This window comes from Streptomyces aurantiacus (genome assembly GCF_027107535.1).
GTDB lineage: Bacteria > Actinomycetota > Actinomycetes > Streptomycetales > Streptomycetaceae > Streptomyces.
Genome location: NZ_CP114283.1, coordinates 3,267,735 through 3,286,216, shown reverse-complemented (window position 1 = coordinate 3,286,216; position 18,482 = coordinate 3,267,735). Strand labels below are relative to the sequence as shown.

At 70.0% G+C, this 18,482-nt stretch carries 20 protein-coding genes and 2 pseudogenes; 6 read left to right on the top strand and 16 right to left on the bottom strand.

Annotated features, from left to right (window positions below; all coding sequences use genetic code 11):
• The first annotated feature begins 43 nt into the window (after window positions 1-43).
• The 3 genes from O1Q96_RS16365 to O1Q96_RS16355 all read left to right on the top strand — a co-directional run bounded on the left by O1Q96_RS16365 (window position 44) and on the right by O1Q96_RS16355 (window position 3,181).
• Window positions 44-1,165: an FUSC family protein gene (locus O1Q96_RS16365; protein ID WP_269248868.1), complete on the top strand. Its 1,122-nt coding sequence runs from the start codon at window positions 44-46 to the stop codon at window positions 1,163-1,165.
• Window positions 1,166-1,365: 200 nt separating this feature from the next.
• On the top strand, window positions 1,366-2,088 hold the full coding sequence (locus O1Q96_RS16360; protein WP_269248867.1) for a lysophospholipid acyltransferase family protein: 723 nt from the start codon (window positions 1,366-1,368) through the stop codon (window positions 2,086-2,088).
• A gap of 58 nt (window positions 2,089-2,146) precedes the next feature.
• Window positions 2,147-3,181, top strand: a complete 1,035-nt coding sequence (locus O1Q96_RS16355) for an NAD-dependent epimerase/dehydratase family protein (protein WP_269248866.1) — start codon at window positions 2,147-2,149, stop codon at window positions 3,179-3,181.
• A 67-nt stretch (window positions 3,182-3,248) separates the two neighbouring features.
• Here O1Q96_RS16355 and O1Q96_RS16350 read toward each other — a convergent pair whose 3' ends face one another.
• From O1Q96_RS16350 to O1Q96_RS16315, 8 genes are all read right to left on the bottom strand, one after another.
• Window positions 3,249-4,826, bottom strand: coding sequence for an alpha/beta hydrolase (locus O1Q96_RS16350; RefSeq protein ID WP_217454631.1), 1,578 nt, complete (start codon window positions 4,824-4,826; stop codon window positions 3,249-3,251).
• 180 nt (window positions 4,827-5,006) lie between these two features.
• Window positions 5,007-5,771 carry an urease accessory protein UreD gene (locus tag O1Q96_RS16345; RefSeq protein WP_269248865.1) on the bottom strand — a complete coding sequence of 255 codons (765 nt, stop codon included), beginning with the start codon at window positions 5,769-5,771 and terminating at the stop codon, window positions 5,007-5,009.
• A complete protein-coding gene (gene ureG / locus O1Q96_RS16340; RefSeq protein WP_269248864.1) occupies window positions 5,768-6,445 on the bottom strand; it encodes an urease accessory protein UreG in 678 nt (225 codons plus the stop codon). Before ureG ends, O1Q96_RS16345 begins: the two co-directional genes overlap by 4 nt.
• Window positions 6,446-6,590: 145 nt before the next feature.
• The gene (locus O1Q96_RS16335) at window positions 6,591-7,265 is read right to left on the bottom strand and encodes an urease accessory protein UreF (protein WP_269248863.1); all 675 of its coding nucleotides are present in this window, start codon (window positions 7,263-7,265) and stop codon (window positions 6,591-6,593) included.
• Between the two features lie 117 nt (window positions 7,266-7,382).
• Complete coding sequence (locus O1Q96_RS16330; RefSeq protein ID WP_269248862.1) at window positions 7,383-9,104, bottom strand: urease subunit alpha; 1,722 nt, start codon at window positions 9,102-9,104, stop codon at window positions 7,383-7,385.
• On the bottom strand, window positions 9,097-9,408 hold the full coding sequence (locus O1Q96_RS16325) for an urease subunit beta (protein ID WP_269248861.1): 312 nt from the start codon (window positions 9,406-9,408) through the stop codon (window positions 9,097-9,099). Before O1Q96_RS16325 ends, O1Q96_RS16330 begins: the two co-directional genes overlap by 8 nt.
• A 16-nt stretch (window positions 9,409-9,424) precedes the next feature.
• Window positions 9,425-9,727, bottom strand: a complete 303-nt coding sequence (locus O1Q96_RS16320; protein ID WP_269253615.1) for an urease subunit gamma — start codon at window positions 9,725-9,727, stop codon at window positions 9,425-9,427.
• 188 nt (window positions 9,728-9,915) lie between these two features.
• A complete protein-coding gene (locus tag O1Q96_RS16315; RefSeq protein WP_269248860.1) occupies window positions 9,916-10,620 on the bottom strand; it encodes a TetR/AcrR family transcriptional regulator in 705 nt (234 codons plus the stop codon).
• Window positions 10,621-10,787: 167 nt separating this feature from the next.
• Between O1Q96_RS16315 and O1Q96_RS16310 the strand changes: the two genes are divergently transcribed.
• On the top strand, window positions 10,788-11,858 hold the full coding sequence (locus O1Q96_RS16310; RefSeq protein ID WP_269248859.1) for an ABC transporter permease: 1,071 nt from the start codon (window positions 10,788-10,790) through the stop codon (window positions 11,856-11,858).
• Window positions 11,859-12,096: 238 nt separating this feature from the next.
• Here O1Q96_RS16310 and O1Q96_RS16305 read toward each other — a convergent pair whose 3' ends face one another.
• Window positions 12,097-12,375, bottom strand: a complete 279-nt coding sequence (locus O1Q96_RS16305; RefSeq protein ID WP_269248858.1) for a type II toxin-antitoxin system Phd/YefM family antitoxin — start codon at window positions 12,373-12,375, stop codon at window positions 12,097-12,099.
• A gap of 360 nt (window positions 12,376-12,735) precedes the next feature.
• On the opposite strand from O1Q96_RS16305, the gene O1Q96_RS16300 reads away from it, so the two are divergent.
• Window positions 12,736-13,341, top strand: a complete 606-nt coding sequence (locus O1Q96_RS16300; RefSeq protein ID WP_269248857.1) for a hypothetical protein — start codon at window positions 12,736-12,738, stop codon at window positions 13,339-13,341.
• A gap of 386 nt (window positions 13,342-13,727) precedes the next feature.
• On the opposite strand, the gene O1Q96_RS16295 is transcribed toward O1Q96_RS16300, so the two are convergent.
• The 3 genes from O1Q96_RS16295 to O1Q96_RS16285 are packed head-to-tail and all read right to left on the bottom strand — an operon-like array spanning window position 13,728 to window position 15,822.
• Complete coding sequence (locus O1Q96_RS16295; protein WP_269248856.1) at window positions 13,728-14,369, bottom strand: hypothetical protein; 642 nt, start codon at window positions 14,367-14,369, stop codon at window positions 13,728-13,730.
• A gap of 20 nt (window positions 14,370-14,389) precedes the next feature.
• On the bottom strand, window positions 14,390-15,163 hold the full coding sequence (locus O1Q96_RS16290; RefSeq protein WP_269248855.1) for a hypothetical protein: 774 nt from the start codon (window positions 15,161-15,163) through the stop codon (window positions 14,390-14,392).
• 2 nt (window positions 15,164-15,165) lie between these two features.
• Window positions 15,166-15,822 (bottom strand): hypothetical protein, encoded by a 657-nt coding sequence (locus tag O1Q96_RS16285; protein ID WP_269248854.1) that lies wholly within the window; start codon window positions 15,820-15,822, stop codon window positions 15,166-15,168.
• A 235-nt stretch (window positions 15,823-16,057) separates the two neighbouring features.
• Here O1Q96_RS16285 and O1Q96_RS44455 point away from each other — a divergent pair, with 235 nt between their 5' ends.
• On the top strand, window positions 16,058-16,444 hold the full coding sequence (locus O1Q96_RS44455; protein WP_419586904.1) for a DUF6207 family protein: 387 nt from the start codon (window positions 16,058-16,060) through the stop codon (window positions 16,442-16,444).
• Here O1Q96_RS44455 and O1Q96_RS16275 read toward each other — a convergent pair.
• The 4 genes and pseudogenes from O1Q96_RS16275 to O1Q96_RS16265 form a co-directional block, all read right to left on the bottom strand.
• Window positions 16,422-16,775, bottom strand: a pseudogene (locus O1Q96_RS16275) (SDR family NAD(P)-dependent oxidoreductase); the annotation flags it as partial. The gene O1Q96_RS44455 and the pseudogene O1Q96_RS16275 overlap by 23 nt on opposite strands.
• A 253-nt stretch (window positions 16,776-17,028) precedes the next feature.
• Window positions 17,029-17,352 (bottom strand): annotated as a pseudogene (locus tag O1Q96_RS44450) (IS3 family transposase); the annotation flags it as partial.
• Between the two features lies 1 nt (window position 17,353).
• Window positions 17,354-17,716 (bottom strand): transposase, encoded by a 363-nt coding sequence (locus O1Q96_RS16270; RefSeq protein WP_419586903.1) that lies wholly within the window; start codon window positions 17,714-17,716, stop codon window positions 17,354-17,356.
• A gap of 174 nt (window positions 17,717-17,890) precedes the next feature.
• Complete coding sequence (locus tag O1Q96_RS16265) at window positions 17,891-18,355, bottom strand: MarR family winged helix-turn-helix transcriptional regulator (protein ID WP_269248853.1); 465 nt, start codon at window positions 18,353-18,355, stop codon at window positions 17,891-17,893.
• Window positions 18,356-18,482 lie beyond the last annotated feature (127 nt).

The window sequence follows — 18,482 nt, the reverse complement described above, 5'->3', positions numbered from 1 at the left end:
CCCCGGCACACGCCACCGAACCTGGACCGAGGAGGAACGTCACTTGTGGCATGCACTTACCTGGGAGGCCGCCGCCGTGGGGCGGGCGGTCCGCAGGTGCGTCACGCAGTCCGGGACCGAGCGCGACACCGCCGTCCAGTCCCTGAAGGCGGCGGGCGCCGCGCTGCTGGCCTGGGCGCTGGCGGGATGGTGGTGGGACGCGCCGATGGCACTCCTGGCGCCGTGGACCGCGCTGTTCCTGGTGCAGAGCACCGTCTACCGCTCGCTGCTGTCCGCGCTGCAGCAGGTCGTGGTGGTCATGGTGGGCACCCTGCTGGCCGCCGGTGCTCTCATGCTGACCCACAACACCATGGTGGCGATGGCGCTGGTCCTGCCGCTCACCGTCCTCCTCGGCAACTACGCGCGTTTCGGCGCGCACGGCCTCTACGCGCCCACGGCGGCGCTGTTCGTCCTGGTCTACGGGTCGTCCAGCGGCATCGACATCCTGCACCGGCTCCTGGAGACGCTGCTCGGAGCGGTCATCGGGGTGGTCGTGAACGCCGGTGTCCTGCCGCCGGTCCACTCCCGTCGTGTCCGCCACCTCCGCGAACGGCTGCCGCGGGACTGCGCCGACCTGCTGCACACGGTCGCCGACGGCATCGGCACGCCGTACGACGAGGAGCGGACCCGCGGCTGGTACGACAGCGCGGTGCGCCTGACCGACGTGGTGACGGAGCTGAGGGCCGCGCGGCGCTGGTCGGACGAGAGCAACCGGTTCAACCCGGGGCGCAGACTGCGCCGCTCCGTCGTCGCCCCGCCGCCCGCCGACTGGGACATCACCTGGGACGGCATCACCGAGCACATCAGGGCGACCATGCGTTCGCTGTCCGAGGCCGCCGCGCTCCCGGAGGGCGTACCGGGAATCCTGTCGGCACTGCTGCGGGCGGGCGGTGACGTCCTCGGCTCCCGGGACGGCGAGACCGACGAGCGGCGCCGCTCGCTGGAGGCGGCGACCGCGGCCCACCACCGGCTGACCTCGGTACTCGCGGACGACCGCCACGAGACCACGCCCGCGCTGGGCGGCCTGACCGCGGACACCCACCGGCTGCTGGCCGACCTCTCCGCCGTGGTCGGCGCGTGGGACGGTGACGCCCCGCGGGACGACCGGCGGCAGAGCGCTCGGTGAGAGCCTTCCCGGGGCCGGTCGGGAACGAGCCACCCGCCACCGTGGCGGGTGGTGCCCGAAGGGGAAGGAGGTCAGCATGAGTCCGACCGGAGACGGTTACAGGCCTGGACGCCTGCACATACACTGGCGTCCCGCAGCACACCTCTTGACCAGCTAGAACACGGCGGTTGAGCCAATCCGGCGAAGCGAGGAGCGACCCGTTGTTCTATTACGTTCTCAAGTACGTGCTTCTGGGACCGCTGTTGCGGCTGGTCTTCCGGCCCCGGATCGAGGGCCTGGAGCACGTACCGGCGACGGGTGCGGCCATCGTCGCGGGCAATCACCTGTCGTTCTCGGACCACTTCCTGATGCCCGCCATCCTCAAGCGGCGCATCACGTTCCTCGCGAAGGCCGAGTACTTCACGGGCCCGGGCGTGAAGGGCCGGCTGACGGCGACCTTCTTCCGCAGTGCCGGGCAGATCCCGGTCGACCGTTCCGGCAAGGACGCGGGGCAGGCGGCGATCCGTGAAGGGCTCGGCGTGCTGAGCAAGGACGAGCTGCTCGGCATCTACCCGGAGGGCACCCGCTCGCACGACGGCCGGCTCTACAAGGGCAAGGTCGGCGTCGCGGTGATGGCGCTGAGGGCCGGGGTGCCCGTCATCCCGTGCGCGATGATCGGCACCTTCGAGGCGCAGCCCCCGGGACGCAAGATCCCGAAGATGCACCCTGTGGCGATCCGCTTCGGCGAGCCCCTCGACTTCTCCCGCTACGCCGGCATGGAGAACGAGAAAGCGATCCTGCGCGCCATCACCGACGAGATCATGTACGCGATCCTCACCCTCTCCGAGCAGGAGTACGTGGACCGGTACGCGGCTGTCGTGAAGGCGGAGGAGACCGCGGCGAAGGCGAAGGCCCGCAAGTTCCCCCGCCTGCCGCAGCGCTGACGCTCTGCCCTCAGCCGATCGGCTGGGTCCCGGGCTCCGGGAGTCATACGGTCGCTCCATGACACGAGCTGTGGTGATCGGGGCGACGGGACAGATCGGGCGGGTGGCCGTGGGCGCGCCGGCCCGGGACGGCTGGGAGGTGACGGCTCTCTCCCGGGGCGGCGGACGGGATAAGGCCTGGCCCGACGGGGTGCGCACCGCGCGGGTGGACCGCGCCGACGACTCCGCGCTGGCCGTCGCGGTCGGCGAGGGCTGCGACGTGCTCGTGGACGTGGTGGCCTACGGGCCGGAGCACGCCCGGCAGTTGACGAATCTGGCCGGTCGCGTCGGATCGGCCGTGGTGATCTCCAGCGTGTCGGTGTACGAGGACGACGAGGGCCGCATCTTCGACTCGCAGACGGAGCCGGACGGCTTCCCCCGGTACCCGGTGCCGTTGACGGAGGGCCGGCGCACGATAGCGCCCGGCGGCTCCTCGTACAGTTCCCGCAAGGCGGGCCTGGAGCGTGAACTCCTGGCCGCCGCCGACCGGTTGTTGGCCACGGTGCTGCGGGCGGGGGCCGTTCACGGGCCGCGCTGTCTCACACCGCGCGAGCTGTACTTCGTCAAGCGCAACCTGGACGGCCGTACCCGGCGCGTCCTCGCCTTCGGCGGCGGGAGCCGCTTCCATCCGGTGAGCGTCCACAACATCGCGGAGTTGGCCCGGCTGGCCGCCGCGCGGCCGGGCGCTCGTGTGCTGAACGCCGTGGATCCCGACGCGCCCACGGTGGCGGAGATCGCCCGGGCGATCGACTCCGTGATGGGCGCCGACACCGAGACCGTCCTGGTCGACGGGCCCGTTCCGGCGCCCGGCGTCGGCGACACCCCGTGGACGGTGCCGCACCCGGTGGTCTGCGACATGACGGCGGCGGAGCGGGAGTTGGGGTACCGGGCTGTGACGGAGTACGCCGGGACGCTGCCGGAGACGATCGCGTGGATCGAGCGCCGGCTGGCCGACGGGGACTGGCGTCAGGCGTATCCGAAGATGTTCGCCGCGTACGGCGACCTCTTCGACTACGCGGCGGAGGACGCCTGGCTGGCGGGGCGGGGCGTCTGAGTCGCGGCGCGCGAGAGGGGGCGGCCGTCAGGACGGCCGCCCCCTCCGCTTCGACTCCCGGTGTCCGCTACGGCTTGGGCGTGGCGTGCGGGGTGCACGTCACGTCGGCCGCGTCGACCTTGCCGGTGAGCAGGTAGGTGTCCACCCGCTCGTTGACGCACGGGTTCGTCAGCCCGGTCACGCCGTGCGAGCCCGCGTCCTTCTCGGTGATCAGGCGGGAGCCCTTGAACCGCTTGTGCAGCTCGACGGCGCCCTCGTACGGGGTGGCGGCGTCACGCGTGGCCTGGACGATCAGGACGGGCGGCAGGCCCTTGCCGGTCTTCACGTTCACCGGGGTCTGCTGCTTGGCGGGCCAGGTCGCGCACGGCAGGTTCAGCCAGGCGTTGGCCCACGTCATGAACGGGTAGTTCTTGTGCAGCTTCGAGTTGTCGCGGTCCCACTTCTTCCAGCTGGTGGGCCACTTGGCGTCGGTGCACTCGACGGCCGTGTAGACGGCGTTGCCGTTCTCCGAGGCGATGTTGCCCGCAGTGTCCGACGGGTCGGGAGCGGCGGCGTCGACGAGCGCCTGGGTGTCACCGGCGACGTACTTGCTGAACACCGTCGCGGTCGAGACCCACGCGGAGTCGTAGTACGGCGCGCTCTGGAAGAAGCCGATGAGCTCGGCCGGGCCGACGACCCCGCCGATGGGGTTCTTCTTGGCGGTGGCGCGCAGCTTCAGCCACTGCGCCTGGACCTCGGCGCGGGTGTCGCCGAGGTGGAAGGACGCGTCGTTCTTGGCGACCCAGTCCTGCCAGTCCTTCCAGCGCATCTCGAAGGCGACGTCCTGGTCGAGGTTGGCCTCGTACCAGATCTTCTCGCGCGACGGGTTGACGACACTGTCCGCCACCATGCGGCGCACGTGGGTCGGGTACATGGTGCCGTAGACGGCGGCGATGTACGTGCCGTACGAGACGCCCAGGAAGTTGAGCTTCTTCTCGCCGAGCGCGGCCCGGATGACGTCCAGGTCGCGGACGGTGTTGGGGGTCGTCATGTGCGGGAGCATCTTGCCGCTGCGCTCGGCGCAGCCGGCCGCGTACTCGGCGGCGAGCTTGCGCTGGGCGCGCTTGTCGGCCTCGGAGTCCGGCACCGGGTCCATCTTGGGCGCCTTCACGAACTCCTGCGGGTCGGCGCAGGAGATGGGCGCGGAGTGGCCGACGCCGCGCGGGTCGAAGCCCACGAAGTCGTACGCCTTGGACGTCTTCACCCAGAGCGGGTTCTTGGTGGTGACGCGGAGCGGGAAGCGCAGTCCGGAGCCGCCCGGGCCGCCCGGGTTGTAGACGAGGGCACCCTGCCGCTCCGCCTTCGTGCCCGTGTTGCCGATGCGGTCCACCGCGAGCTTGATCTTCTTGCCGTTCGGCTTCGCGTAGTCGAGCGGAACGGTGACCCATCCGCACTGGACGGGCTTGGCTATCCCCCAGTCGGCGGGACAGTCCTGCCAGTCGATGCCGGCCTTCGCGGCGCGCTCGGCGGCGATCGCGGCGCCCCTCGCCTGGCTGTCCTGGCCGTGGCGGCCTTCCGCGCTGGCTGTCGGGGCCGCAACGGCACCGGCTATCAGCGTCGCCGTGACGAGCGCTCCGGCCGAGCCGAACGCCGTCGCCCTTCTCATACCCCTCAAGTGAGTTCTCCCCCTGCTGTCGTCGTGGTCGTACGAGGGATCCTTGCGACTGTGAGGTCCCTGAGAACAGGGGCGGCGCGGCTTCTTTGCCAATCCGATAACCGGAACATCTCTGCCCGTTGAGCGGTGACGTTCGTTCGCCGGTCGTCGGGCACACGGTTCGGCCGGTCCTCAGCCCAGTACGCGCAGCGCCTCGTCGAGGGTGCGGCGCAGGTCCAGCGCGTCGGGCGCGAGGGCCGTCACCAGGGCGCCCGGACCGGCGAGCGGGGTCAGCGCGGCGTACTCCCCCAGCAGCCGCGGTGCGACCGGCCGCCGCGCGAACTGTGGCCGTACGACGAGAAGCTGACCCAGGGCGCGGTGTCCGGCGAGCACCGCGGGGCCGTCCCATCCCCCCGGTGCTCCGGGACCGCAGGAGAGCTCCTGGTCGAGCAGCGGCCGTCCGTCGAGCAGGGCGGTGAGCCGGCTCGTGAGCCGCCCGGGCTCCTCGGCGGCCCGTCCGAGGACCTGCTCCTCGCGCAACGTCAGCCGGGCGCCCGCCGCGAGGTCGACGCGTGTCGTGACACGCAGGTCGCTGCCCTTCGCGGAGATCAACTGCTCGGGAAGCCAGCACAGTTCGGCGCCCTCGCCGACCGTGAGACGCACGTCGTAGCAGGCCTCTCCCTTGTCCTGGCCCGGCAGCGCGATGGTGGCCGCGGCCGATCCGACGTGCAGGCGGGCCCCCTCGGCCACGTCGGCGGTGACGGTGAAGCGGTCACCGCCCAGGGGCCCGCTCATCGCGCCGACCAGCATGACCCTGGCCTCGGAACCCGTGGCCCGCGTCCGCCGCAGGGCGAGCGGGCCCTGGCTCTCCAGGGTGGGCAGCGCGGTACCGCCCCGGCCGTCGGCCCGGGCCCCGATCCGCGCGTGGGCCCGCACCCCGGCGGCCGGCGCCGTCATGCCGTCCACACGGCGAGCCGCGCCCGTACCCAGGCGGCCACGTCCCGGACACCGTGCTCGGACCGCAACGACTGGAACACCACCGGCAGTTCGGCCCGTTGCGCCTTCGCGTCGGCGGCCATGCGTGCGAGGTCCGAGCCGACGTGGGGGGCGAGGTCCGTCTTGTTGACCACGAGCAGGTCGGCGGTGGTGACTCCGGGGCCGCCCTTGCGGGGGATGTCGTCGCCGCCCGCGACGTCGATCACGAAGATCTGTGCGTCGACGAGCCCCTTCGAGAAGGTCGCCGTCAGGTTGTCGCCCCCCGACTCGACGAGGATCAGATCCAGCGGCCCGGCCTCGTCCTCCAAATCCTCGACCGCTTCGAGGTTCGCGGAGATGTCGTCCCGGATCGCCGTGTGCGGGCAGGCCCCGGTCTCGACGGCCGTGATCCGTTCGGGCGGCAGCACGGCCTCCCGCAGCAGGAACTCGGCGTCCTCACGGGTGTAGATGTCGTTGGTGACGACCGCCAGCGACAACTCGTCGCGCAGCGCCCGGCACAGCGCGGCCACGGTGGCGGTCTTCCCGGACCCGACGGGCCCTCCGAGCCCGATACGCAGGGCACGGCGCCGCCCGTCGGGCCGGTGGGCGTCGGCGCTGACAGCCGACGGGCCGTCGTGGGAGTGGTCTAGGTGCATGGGTACGACTCCAGCTCTTGAGTCTGTCCGGCGCTCGCGGGCGAGGCCGGCCCGGTGGTCTTTGGGAGGGGGCGCCCCGGGAAGGGACGCGACGGGCAGGGGCGGCAGGTCCGACCCATGAGTCATCAGCCCCGCCGCGGGCTCCCTACGAGGCGAACAGCCGCACAGCCCAAGCCGCATGCACCTCCGCACTGATCTCCAGCACCGGCGCGGAAGCCGCGGGCAGCACACCGACCCCGTCGTCCACGGCACGCCGCGCGGCCTCGGCGCCCTGAAGCGCGACCCGGTCGAGCTCGGGAGCCAGCCGTGCCAGTACCCCGGTCGCGTCGAACGGGTCGAGACTCAGCAACCGCACCGCCGCACTCGCCGGCCCGCTCACGCACTCGTACACGGCGCAGTACGCGGCGTCCTCCGCGCCGAGGCCGGCGGCCCGGGCCGTCAGCCCGAGGACGACCGGCTGGTGGGCCCCCTTGGGGAACTCCTCGGCCAGCGCGTCGAGTTCGGGCGAGGGCCAGGTCGCCCGGGCGGCCCGCATCAGCTGCCGCCCGAGCCTGCGCGCGGTGACCCGCAGAGCGGGCGACGGCGTGCGGGCGTCCGCGGCGCCGTCCAGCGCCACCGGGTCGAGGCCGAGCGCGGCCCCGGCGGCGAGCGCGGCCGACACCAGCCCGGCCGTGTGCAACCGACCCCGGCAGAACTCCTCCAGGCTTCGCGCACCGGTGATCCGCCCGGCCTTGACGGCCGCCTCGGCCCCGCCGGAGTGGGCATGCCCTCCCGCGGGAAACCGGCCGTCGGCCAGAACGAGCAACGCAGCACGCGACATGACGAGTCCCAGGACGCAGAGTCGGAAAGCAGGGTCAAAAAGCAGGAGCCGGAGAAGTCGGCCGACGCGGAGACCGACGCCGGACGGGCCGGGGCCCGACCGGCATCGGTGTCGGGATCAGAAAAGGAAGTACCTCTGGGCCATGGGCAGTTCAGCGGCGGGCGTGGCCTCCACCAGTTCCCCGTCGATGGTGACGGCGAAGCTGTCGGGGTCGACCTGGACCCGCGGCCGCGCGTCGTTCTCCCGCATGTCCGCCTTGGTCACCCCGCGCGTCGACTCGATCGGCACGAACCGCTTCCCGAGCCCGAGCCGCTCCGGCAGCCCGTCCTCGATCGCGATCGGTGCCACGAAGTTGAAGGAGTTGGACGCGGGTGCCCGGCCGATCGCGCCGAACATCGGCCGCGGCAGGATCGGCTGCGGAGTGGGGATGGACGCGTTGGCGTCGCCCATCTGCGCGTACGCGATCTGCCCGCCCTTGACGACGAGATGCGGCTTGACCCCGAAGAACGCGGGCTCCCACAGCACCAGGTCGGCGAGTTTGCCCGTCTCGACGGAGCCGATCTCGCGGGCGAGGCCCTGCGCGACGGCAGGGTTGATCGTGTATTTGGCGACATAGCGACGAACCCGGTGGTTGTCCGCCCGCCCGTCGCCGGGCAGGGCTCCCCGGCGCCGCTTCATGACGTGCGCGGTCTGCCAGGTCCGCATGATGACCTCGCCCACGCGCCCCATCGCCTGGGCGTCGGAGGAGATGATCGAGATCGCGCCGAGGTCGTGCAGGATGTCCTCGGCCCCGATGGTGGTGGGCCGGATCCGGGACTCGGCGAAGGCGAGGTCCTCGGGCACGGCGGCGTTCAGGTGGTGGCAGACCATCAGCATGTCGAGGTGTTCCTCGGCGGTGTTGACGGTGTAGGGCCGGGTCGGGTTGGTCGAACTCGGCAGTACGTGCCCCTCGGAGACCACCGTCATGATGTCCGGCGCGTGCCCGCCGCCCGCACCCTCCGTGTGGTACGCGTGGATCGTGCGCCCCGCGATGGCGGCGAGCGTGTCGGCCACGAACCCGGCCTCGTTGAGGGTGTCCGTGTGGATGGCGATCTGGGCGCCCGTCCGGTCCGCGACGGTGAGCGCTGCGTCGATGACGGCGGGCGTGGAACCCCAGTCCTCGTGCAGCTTGAGCCCGAGCGCCCCGCCGCGCAGCTGCGACAGCATCGCCTCGTGGGAGACGGTGTTGCCCTTGCCGAGGAGGCCGAAGTTGAGCGGGTACCCCTCCATGGCCTCCAGCATCCGGGCCAGGTGCCAGGGGCCGGGGGTGACGGTGGTGGCCTTGGATCCCTCGGCGGGCCCGGTGCCGCCGCCGACGAGGGTCGTGATGCCGGAGGCGAGGGCCTCGTCGGCGATCTGCGGGCAGATCAGGTGCACGTGGGCGTCGATGGCGCCGGCCGTGAGGATCCGCCCGTTGCCGGCGATGATCTCGGTCTCCGGGCCGATCACGAGGTCCGGGTGGACCCCGTCCATGGTGTCGGGGTTGCCCGCCTTGCCGATGCCGGTGATCCGGCCGTCGCGGATTCCGACGTCGGCCTTGACGATCCCCCAGTGGTCGACGATCACCGCGCCCGTGACGACCGTGTCCGGGGTGCCCTCGGCGCGGGTGGCGCGCGACTGGCCCATGGACTCGCGGATGACCTTGCCGCCGCCGAACACGGCCTCGTCACCGGCGCGTCCGGGGCCGCCGGAACGGTCCTCCTCGATCTCGATGAGGAGGTCGGTGTCGGCCAGCCGGATGCGGTCGCCGGTGGTGGGGCCGAACAGGTCGGCGTACGCGGCACGCGAGATGTCAGGCATCGAGAGCACCTCCGGTCTCGCCGCGCAGGCCGGGCACGACACGGGCACCGGTGAGCGGTACGAGTTCGACGGCGACGGGGATTCCGGGCTCGAAGCGCACGGCGGTGCCCGCGGCGACGTTGAGCCGCTTGCCGCGCGCGACGGCGCGGTCGAAGTCGAGGCCGGGATTGGCCTCGGCGAAGTGGTAGTGCGAGCCGACCTGGACGGGCCGGTCGGCGGCGTTGAGGACGGTCAGCCGGGTGACGTCGAGGCCTTCGTTGAAGGCGACGGGCCCGTCGGCGAACAGGATCTCTCCGGGAATCATTTCTGCTGCTCCCCCGTCAGACGATCGGGTCGTGGACGGTGACGAGCTTGGTGCCGTCGGGGAAGGTCGCCTCGACCTGGACGTCGGGGATCATCTCGGGGATGCCCTCCATGACGTCCTCCCGGGTGAGGACCGCGCGACCGGAGGCCATGAGCTCGGCCACCGTGCGGCCGTCCCTGGCCCCTTCGAGGATGTGCGAGGTGATCAGGGCGACGGACTCGGGATGATTCAGCTTCAGTCCCCTGGCCCGGCGCTTCTCGGCCACATCGGCGGCCACATGGATGAGCAGCCTCTCCTGCTCGTGCGGCGTCAGTTGCACGGCGTCCACCTCTCGGTCCTCGCTCCGGACCGTGCGGGGTCCGGTTGCCGCGGCCACCACGAAGAATCGGGACGCGGTACGCGACGCGACTGCGGTACGCGGCCGGATTGCGCGACGGTGCGCGTCCGGGCTGCGAAAACCCCTGGTGACGTGGTGGTGCAGGCTAGTTGCGCGGGATTTCAGGGACGTTAACCACCACGCGGGGATTCTCCGAGGATCACCACGTCGGACGCCTGTGCCGCCGATACCGGCCCGGCGCCCTCGCGTGGCGTCTCCACACTCATCAACGCCCGCAGTCCGTCCTGGATGACCTCGACGGGCGCCGAACCGAAGAGCGCCTGCTGGGCGGCGAACCCCTGCGCCGCGGCGATCAGGGTCCTCGCGACATGCTCGGCGGGGATGTCCGCCCGCATCACACCGGCGTCCTGATAGCCCTCGACGATCTTCACCCAGGCCTCACGCACCGTGCCGAAACCCTCGCGCAGCAGCGCCGACAGCTCGCCGTCGCGGAGGGTCTCCGTCCAGACCTGGACCATCAGCCTGGGGAAGGAGGCCTCTCCCTCCCAGGTCAGGCCGTGCCTCTCCGCGCCTCCCAGACCGAGCACCTCGGTCATGACCCGGCCCACGAGGACGTCCGGCAGCGGCGGCGGGGTCTGCCGGGCGGCCTCCTCGAAGGCCTCGCGGATCTCGCCGAGAACCTCGGTGACGACGGCGGCGATCAGCTCGTCCTTGCCGCTGAAGTAGCGGTACACGGCCCCCGCGGAGAGGTTCACCTCCTTCAGGACGTCCTGCATCGACGAGGCGTGGAATCCGTTGCGGGCGAAGCAGCGGGCGGCGCCGTCGAGGATCTGGCGGCGACGGGCGTCTAGGTGTTCCTGGGATACGCGGGCCATGCGAGAAACGTAAAACGAACATTCCTTCTTGACAAGCCCGGATACCGGCGGGACAGTGGGGCCACAGCTAAAACGAACGATCCTTCTTTTTAGCGCGACGGCCTTCCGGGCCGACGAGGCCCCGGCCAGGAGCCCGAGCACCGCCCATCCGAATCGAGGGAAGAAGCATGTCCGCCACCTCCGCTACGACCACCGGGACCGCATCACCGCCGCCGGACCGGCAGCCGCCGCCCTCGGCCGCACAGCAGCCGGCGTCACCCTCGCACCTTCGCCGCATCGCCGCCGTCGTCGTGCTGGTCCCGCTTCTGGCGGCCCTCGCCCTGTGGGCCTTCGCCTGGCCGGCGGCCCGTACCGCCCCCCAGGATCTGCCGCTCGGAGTGGCGGGCCCGGCGACCGCGACCGCCCAGGTGCAGAAGCAGCTCGAAGCGCACGAGGGCGCCTTCGAGATCCACCGCTACGCGGACGAGGACGCCGCCCGGGACGCCATCGAGAACCGGACCGTATACGGAGCGGTCGTGGTCACCGAGCGGGGACCCGAGCTGCTCACCGCTTCGGCCGCGAGCCCTCTGGTGGCCCAGTCCCTCCAGCAGGCCGTGGCCCGGCAGCCCGGCGGGGCCCCGGTGAGGACCGTCGACGTCGTACCCGCCCCCGCGGACGATCCGCGCGGTGCGGTCCTGACATCGAGCGTGCTGCCCATGACACTCGCGGGTATCGCCGCCGGAGCCGTGGTGACCCTGCTGGGCCTGCGCGGGCGGCGCGCGGTGGCCGCCCTGATGGGCGCGGCGGCGGTGGTCGGCATGGTGGCCGCCCTCGTCGCGGGCAGCTGGCTGGGCGCCTTCACCGGGAGCTGGTGGCCCGAGGCGGCCGTCCTGGCGGTCTCGACGCTGGCCGTGAGCGCCGCCGTCGCGGGCCTCGCCGCCCTGCTCGGCACACCGGGGATCGGCCTGGGCGCGTTCGTCGTGATGATGCTCGGCAACCCGTTCTCCGGTGCGAGCTCCGCTCCCGAGATGCTGCCCGCGCCGGTCGGCACGATCGGCCAGTGGCTGCCGCCGGGCGCCGGCGCGTCACTCCTGCGATCGGTCTCCTTCTTCGACGGGGCCGCAGCGTCCGGTCCCGCGCTGACGCTGGCCTGGTGGTCCGCCCTCGGCCTGGGAGCGGTGCTGCTGGGCAGCGCGCTCAAGCGGCGCAAGGAGTCCGCCCCCGCCACGACCGAGCGGGAGCCCGCACTCGCCGGCTGACCCGCCGGCACCCGCCCAGGACCGGCCGTGCGCCCCCGCAGTAGCGGACGGGGGTGCACGGTCTTGTGCGTGCGGGACCGGCAGCCGGGCGCGCACCACGCATCGGGTGCCGTTCCGGAGCGATCATGCCCGTGCGGACGCACCGGCGCAGGCCGCCACCTGCCTCAGCGGCACGGGGAAGCGCGACCGGCACCCGCTCACCAGCCCGCCCTGCGGCGGCCGGCAACCCCCTCACCGCCTACGACGCGCCGGGCCCTCGATGTTCCGCGGCGATCCCGAACCGCTGCCGTTCGCGGGGAGCGGACGCGACCTCGCGGACACCGGAGACCGAGGTGATCACCTGCTCGTCCCCCACCGCGTCGAGTTTCTCGAGTCGCTCCAGGTCAGCGGCTGACACCAGGGCGACGAGGGGCTTTCCGTGCCGCGTCACCACGACGCGCTCGGCGCCGTACACCACCCGGTTGATCAGGTCGGCGAGCTCAGCCCTGGCTTGCGTCACCGGAATCTCGTAGGCCATGCTCCCCAGCTTACGTGGCGTCCGGGGAGTCCATCAGTTCCACTGGGCGCAAGGAAAGACCAGGTCAGACGCCTCTCGGCTGCCGCCTCTCATACAGTCCGTGAGAAATGTGTGAGAGGCGGCAGCCGCCTGTCAGCCCTACTCCTCCGCATTGGCCGAGCATCGCGTCTGCCGTCGTCGGCTGCGTCTTACCCTTGCCGGTGAGGATGAGCTCACTGCCAGTCTCTGTCCTTGCGGGACGGCTCCACAGTGCCACACAGCACCTACCAGCCAGGTTCTCTCCGACGGCCATTTCACCCGGGCGAGCGACTGGGTCTTCACCAGCTGCCTACGGCTGCAGCCGATCTCTACTACGCCGTCGTGCTCGGACTGCCCACACTGCTCCTCGACGCCGATGCGACCAGCCAGTCCGCCTACAACTGGTTCAAGGTCGCCAAAACCGCCGGCTTCGACATCCCGGCCAACCTGTTCATCGAGCGGCACCCGTTCGACGATATCGCCGAGTACATCCGCGACAAGCACACCAAGTTCGGCGCGATCGTCGTCGACGCCGGCGCCAAGCTGTTCCACGAAGCTGTCACCGAGGCAAACCGACTGATCGTGCCCGTCGCCCCCACCAAGATCGAGCGCCGCAAGCTCATCGCCACCTTCGACGAGGCCGAGCGAGCCGCCGCCCGCAACACCGCGACGTCACCGCCCACGTCGTCCTGGTCAAGGCCGACGACCGCACCAGCCTCCCCCGCACCGCCAAGGACCAACCGGCAAGGCATCGCGGACGGGGCCGCGGACGCGGTGCAGGTCAGCGACCGTTTCCACCTCTGGCAGGGGCTGTCGAAACGAGTCTCGGACATCGCCGCCGCCCACCGCGCCTGCTTGTCAGCCGCAGTACCTGAATCCGAACCTGCCGCGCCACCGCCAGCAGAACTGTCCGAGGCGGTTGATTCTCCCGCTCGCCGCCACGCCTAGCGGCTGTTCGAGGCGGTGCATGCTGTCTCCGATCCCGGCCGCTCGCTCCGCGCGATAGCCCGCGAGCTGGGCCTGAACCGACGTGCCGTGGCCAAGTACGCGCGCGCTGCCTCCTGGCAGGAGTGCGTACGGCGCACTCCGCCCCGCCGGTCCGCGAGTTTCGATCCGTATCTGGAGTACTTGCGTCAACGCTGGGAGGAAGGCGAGCACACAGCGACAGTGCCCACCAGGAGATCGTCGCCAAGGGCTACGGAGGCCACTACCAGAGAGTCAGAATGGCCAAACACGCCTGCGTCGCGGTCTTCCGATCGACACACCACGCAAGCGGCCACCCTCGCCCCGCCTAGTTTGTTGAGTCGTGCAGATCCCCTGCTGCCTGGAGTGCCTCAGCCCACCCAGTCGCCCACGAAGTCCGCAAGTCCACGATCACCAGGGCGGGTTCCGCCGATTGTCACGTAGTCAGTGCTCGTCGACGCGTCTCGAAGGACTCGGACCACGAGTTCATGCATGGGATGCATCGTCAGGAATCGCCAAAGCGCGCGGTTCAGAAGCCTGCTACGAGAATTGGGGGGATCTTCTGCGCCCCCGGCGTGAAAGTACCGGACATGGTCGTCACCGCGAGTCAGAGAGCGTCCCAGCCAGAGTCGTTCCCGGCACTGAGTGCAGCTCAGGTAACCGTCGCCGATAAAAACCGCCCGGCGTTCGGCGCCCTGGTTGTCACGGCTCTCTGGCTGGTTGGCCACATAATCCTCGAACGAGATGTCACGATCGGCGTCGCCGCCAAGAATACGCGGATCCAGGTTCGCGTTGAGCTCATTCCACTCCGCGGCGAAGTCGTAGAGAGGCTTGATGCGATGCCCGCCGTGCTGCGCGAGAAACCGCCAGAGCACCACTGATTCCAGGGGAGACTCCGAGAGGTAAGGTCGCTCGAAATATCGGATGGCCCCACCCGGACTCTCTTGGATCGCAACGCCGAGCGGGAGAGCCACCTCACCGCACAGGCAGGCAAGAAACACCAAGGGCCCCATTCCCTCTCCTTCCGGCCGGGCTAGCCCCCAGGAACGCCCATGCCGCGGGCCCCGAACATCCACAGGCCGAGTGGACGCCCTTTCTCGTCATGGAACGCCGCATATACGTCGGCATATTTATCGAGTGCACCTTTCCCCTTTCGGTCGTCCCAGAATCTCTGCATCAAAACCTTAGGGTCGACCTCCCCCTTGACTTGAATATAGAACTCGCCCCGGTATTTCATTTTGCCCGCATACTTCGAGAAGCTTTTGGAGAAACTGCTCTCATTCCCGTCAAAGGTCTTTATTTCACGTCGGTAGACTTCCTTTCCCTCCTGGTCACGAAAAGAGACATCTGGCGCCGGCTCTGACTGGCCAGCCACCTGCGGCGTGGAGCCTGCGGGCCCGTACAGGGATTTCTCCGCGTTCACCCGGGTCAGCGGCGGACCCTGGTGTTCGGAGTGTTCGCGAAGCAACTCGTCCATCATCTCCTTCTTCGTCGCCGCGTCGACTTTCAGTTCACCACCACATCCCGCACAGGCCGAACGGGCCGCGCTCACATTACGTGACAAGATCTCGACAGGGTCGAGTGCCGCTTGGGCTGTAGGCTCCTCTGCCGCACCAGCCGACTGCGGACCCGTCGGCGTGGGGGATTCGCTCGGCGCCGAGGTGGGGGGCGTCGGTTCCGCACCGCAGCCGACGAGGAACAGCGCGACAAATAGCGCGACCACAACCCGCGACCACCACGTCGCCTTGGCCTCCGGCCGTCCGGTCCCTCGTCGCATACCTTCAACCCCCTGATTCGCTCCCACCACGATTACGTCTTCTTCAGCTTCTCGACGGCCGTCTTCGCCAGGTTGCGAGCCACGCTCTGCAATTGATCCGCGGTATCCGTTCCGCGGGCGCCAGCCACGTAGTAGTTGACCTTGATCGTCACATTCCCCGCGCGGACATACACCTCGGCGCCGCCCGAGCTGTATGTCTCTATGGCCTCGTCGCCGATTCCCGCCGCCTTGGTGAAGCTCACGAAGTGGTCCCGCAGGAAGGTGGTGCGGGAATCGATCCAGCCCTCTGCAACCTCGGTGCCGGACTGCCGGGTAGTGGCCTCCTCCCGGCGGTACTCGATGCTGACCGTCACGAGGTCCGGGGCATAGCGGGCCCACCTCGCGGTCGAACTTGAGGTGTAGCCGCGGGAAGCGGATAGGTATCCGCGGTCCTCCTCAAGCTTGAGGATCTCGGAGAGCTGAGCGATGTCGGAGCCCTTGGTCTCGAAGACCGCGCTTGCCGGAGGCACGACGCTGTAGGTGTCACTTCTGCCCTGCCACCAAGGCATCAGATGGGTCCATGCAGCCACCCCTCCTCCGACAAGCAAGGCGAGGAGGAACGTGAGAACGACGACGCGTAACCATCGGCGCCGCCGCTTGGGCGGGGAAAGCTGCTGGGGAGCCTCAGCGTTACTGGATGCCTGCGTCATCGGACGTCACGCCACGTCGGTCTCCCCTGCCCAGCGCCGCCTCTGTCCATGAAACGCCCCCCTCGCCGCATTACCTGCGCCTCCTTCCCCACCCGGCTCAGCCTTCGCAGCAAGCGGGTCCCCGCCGTGCGGCCCCGAACAGCCCACGTAGCAGCCGGAAGCTGGCCCATCGTATAACTCCCTTAACAACGCCAACAGTTGACATGACGTCAGAGGGTGTTAAGGCTGGCGTCCTATGTGGCCGTGGCTCGTTGAGTCGTGCGTGGGGAGGAGTACGTGGGGTTGGACTTTCCGGACGGGCCGTGAGAGATCGCGAAGCCTCGATGTGGGAGAGTCCGCCGCCAGGACCGGCGCAGGCGGCGAAGCCGAGACGCTCCGCCTCACAGCGGACCACCCGGCCGGTCCCGGCGAAGCAGACCACGATGCCCCGTCTCCACACGGTCGGGTGAAGAACCCCGGACCGGAGAACTTCCACGGCCGCCGGCACGTCCTGCCGTGCATGAAGCCGATCAGCGAAGCACATCTCTCAGAGCCGGGGCTGGCCGTGGTGGACGTCGTTGCCGCGGATGACGAGACCGCTCTCGCCGTCCAGGAACTGAACGGAAAGCGCCGGTCAGAGTGATGTCAAGATCACGGCCCCACACCTCGTCCGGCTCCTCTTCGAAGAGCGGGGCATCGCGGTGGCACGCGCAGGCGTTGTTGACCAGCACGTCCAGCGAACCGTACGCCTCCACGGCGCAGGCGACAGCAGCCTCGACCGATTCCCGCGAGCCGACATCACACACAAACGCCTCGGCCGGCCCGATCGCGGCGGCCGTCCTCTGCGCCTCGGCCAGATCGATATCGGTGACCAGGACGCGGGCGCCCTCCATCACAAATCTGCGGGCAGCGGCCGCCCCGATACCGCGCGCCGCCCCAGTGACCAAGACCGCGTACCCCTCAAAACGTTCCATCCCCGGTCCGCGGGCCACGAGGTCTCGCTTGAGGCCGCTGCGGTGCCGGCCGGGCTTTCCGGGGCGCCGTAGAAGATGAACTCCTCATCGAAGGTGACCTGTTCATCCTCGTCGAGGCCTGCGCATTCCCCGGCCCAGGGCCCGCAACAAGCCGGGCGGCCACGTCCGGGTCGGGAGTGAAGTTGCGGACGACGAGGTCGGGCCGGGCGGCCGCCCACGGGTCAGGGATCGTCGTCGGCCGCCGTCGCCTGCGGTGGCGGCCCTGCAGCCCGGCGTCGCGCATCAGTCGGGCGACGCGGCGCCGTCCGCAGTCCTGGCCCTGTCGTTGCAGGGCGGCATGGACCCGAGGGACCCCGTAGGTTCCACGGGACCGCTCGTGGACTTCGGCGATCTTCTCGGTCAGCCCGGTGTCCCGGACCGCCCGCGGCCCAGGCTTGGCGGTGCGGCGGGCGTAGAAGGCGGCTCGGGAGACCTGCAGCAGTTCACACGCACGCTTGACGCTGTGACCGCCGTACGGGGCAGCGAAGAAACGAGCCAGCCCACCGGTCGGCAGGATCCTGCCACCGGAGGACGACACATCAAGGGCCAGCCACCATAAGCGAGTTCGGCCCGTGCACGCCCACCGATCGCCAACAGCCTGGCATTGACGCGAAGAAAGCTGTCGCCCGCTTGAGGACCTCGACGTCCTCGCGCAGCCGGCGGTTCTCCCGCCGCAGCGCGGCCAGTTCCCCGCGTTCGCTGCTGGTCAGTCCGTCGCGTTCGCCTGCGTCGACTTCGGCCTGGCTGACCCACAGCCGCACTGCCGGCTCGGTCAGATCGAAGTCCTTGGCGATCTGACCGACCGAGCGGTCACCGCGCCGACACAGATCAACGATCTCGGCCTTGCACTCCGGTGTGAACGAACGGCGAGGGCGTGGCTTCTTCCTCCCCATGCTCTCCATGATGGACATCCTTCCGGGATGGAACCCCTGATCTCGGATGTCCGTCAAAGCGGATCAAACCCAATAGACTATGTGGTCGCTGAGGGAAAAGAGAAGTGCGATCTCGGCCGCCCTTCCGGGACTTTGCCAGAACCGGGGCGTACCGCCGCACCCGGGTGCGATCCCCCCAAGCCGCTAAGCCCGTTTCGCTCCATTCTGCTCCCGGACGGCGTCGAACAGGGAGGTCAGAGTGGGGCTTCCCGCGAGGCTGCCCAGCAGGGCCTGAAGCGAGTCTCGTTCCGTGGCACCCAGGTCTGCGAGGATTTCGCCGTCGAGATCGACGAGTGTGCGGTTGAGGTCGGCAAGAACCTTGCGGCCTTCGGCGGTGATGTCCACGGCGTAGCGTCGACGATCCTGTGGATCTCGCGTCCGCTCGGCGCATCCGGTGCGCTCCAGGTCGTCGAGACTCGTCACCATCGTCGCCGGGTCGATCCGCAGGAATGAACCAAGTGCCAGTTGCGGCATGGCGCCGTTGTCCGCAAGAGCTTGCAAGACGCTGTAGTGCCGCACTCGCAGACCGGTCCCGCCGATACCGTCCTCAGCGATCCTGAACGCCACCTGCCCGAGCTTGACCAGCAGGCAGATGGTGTGTTCGGCCACTGTCCCTGGTACCAGCGGAGCCTCGGACATCGTTTATCCCGCCCATGGTTAGTCATACGTATGGTCCTGTCCATCGTACGAGAAAGCCCGAGGCGGCGGGACCGCTGCAGGCCGACGGGATGCCCAC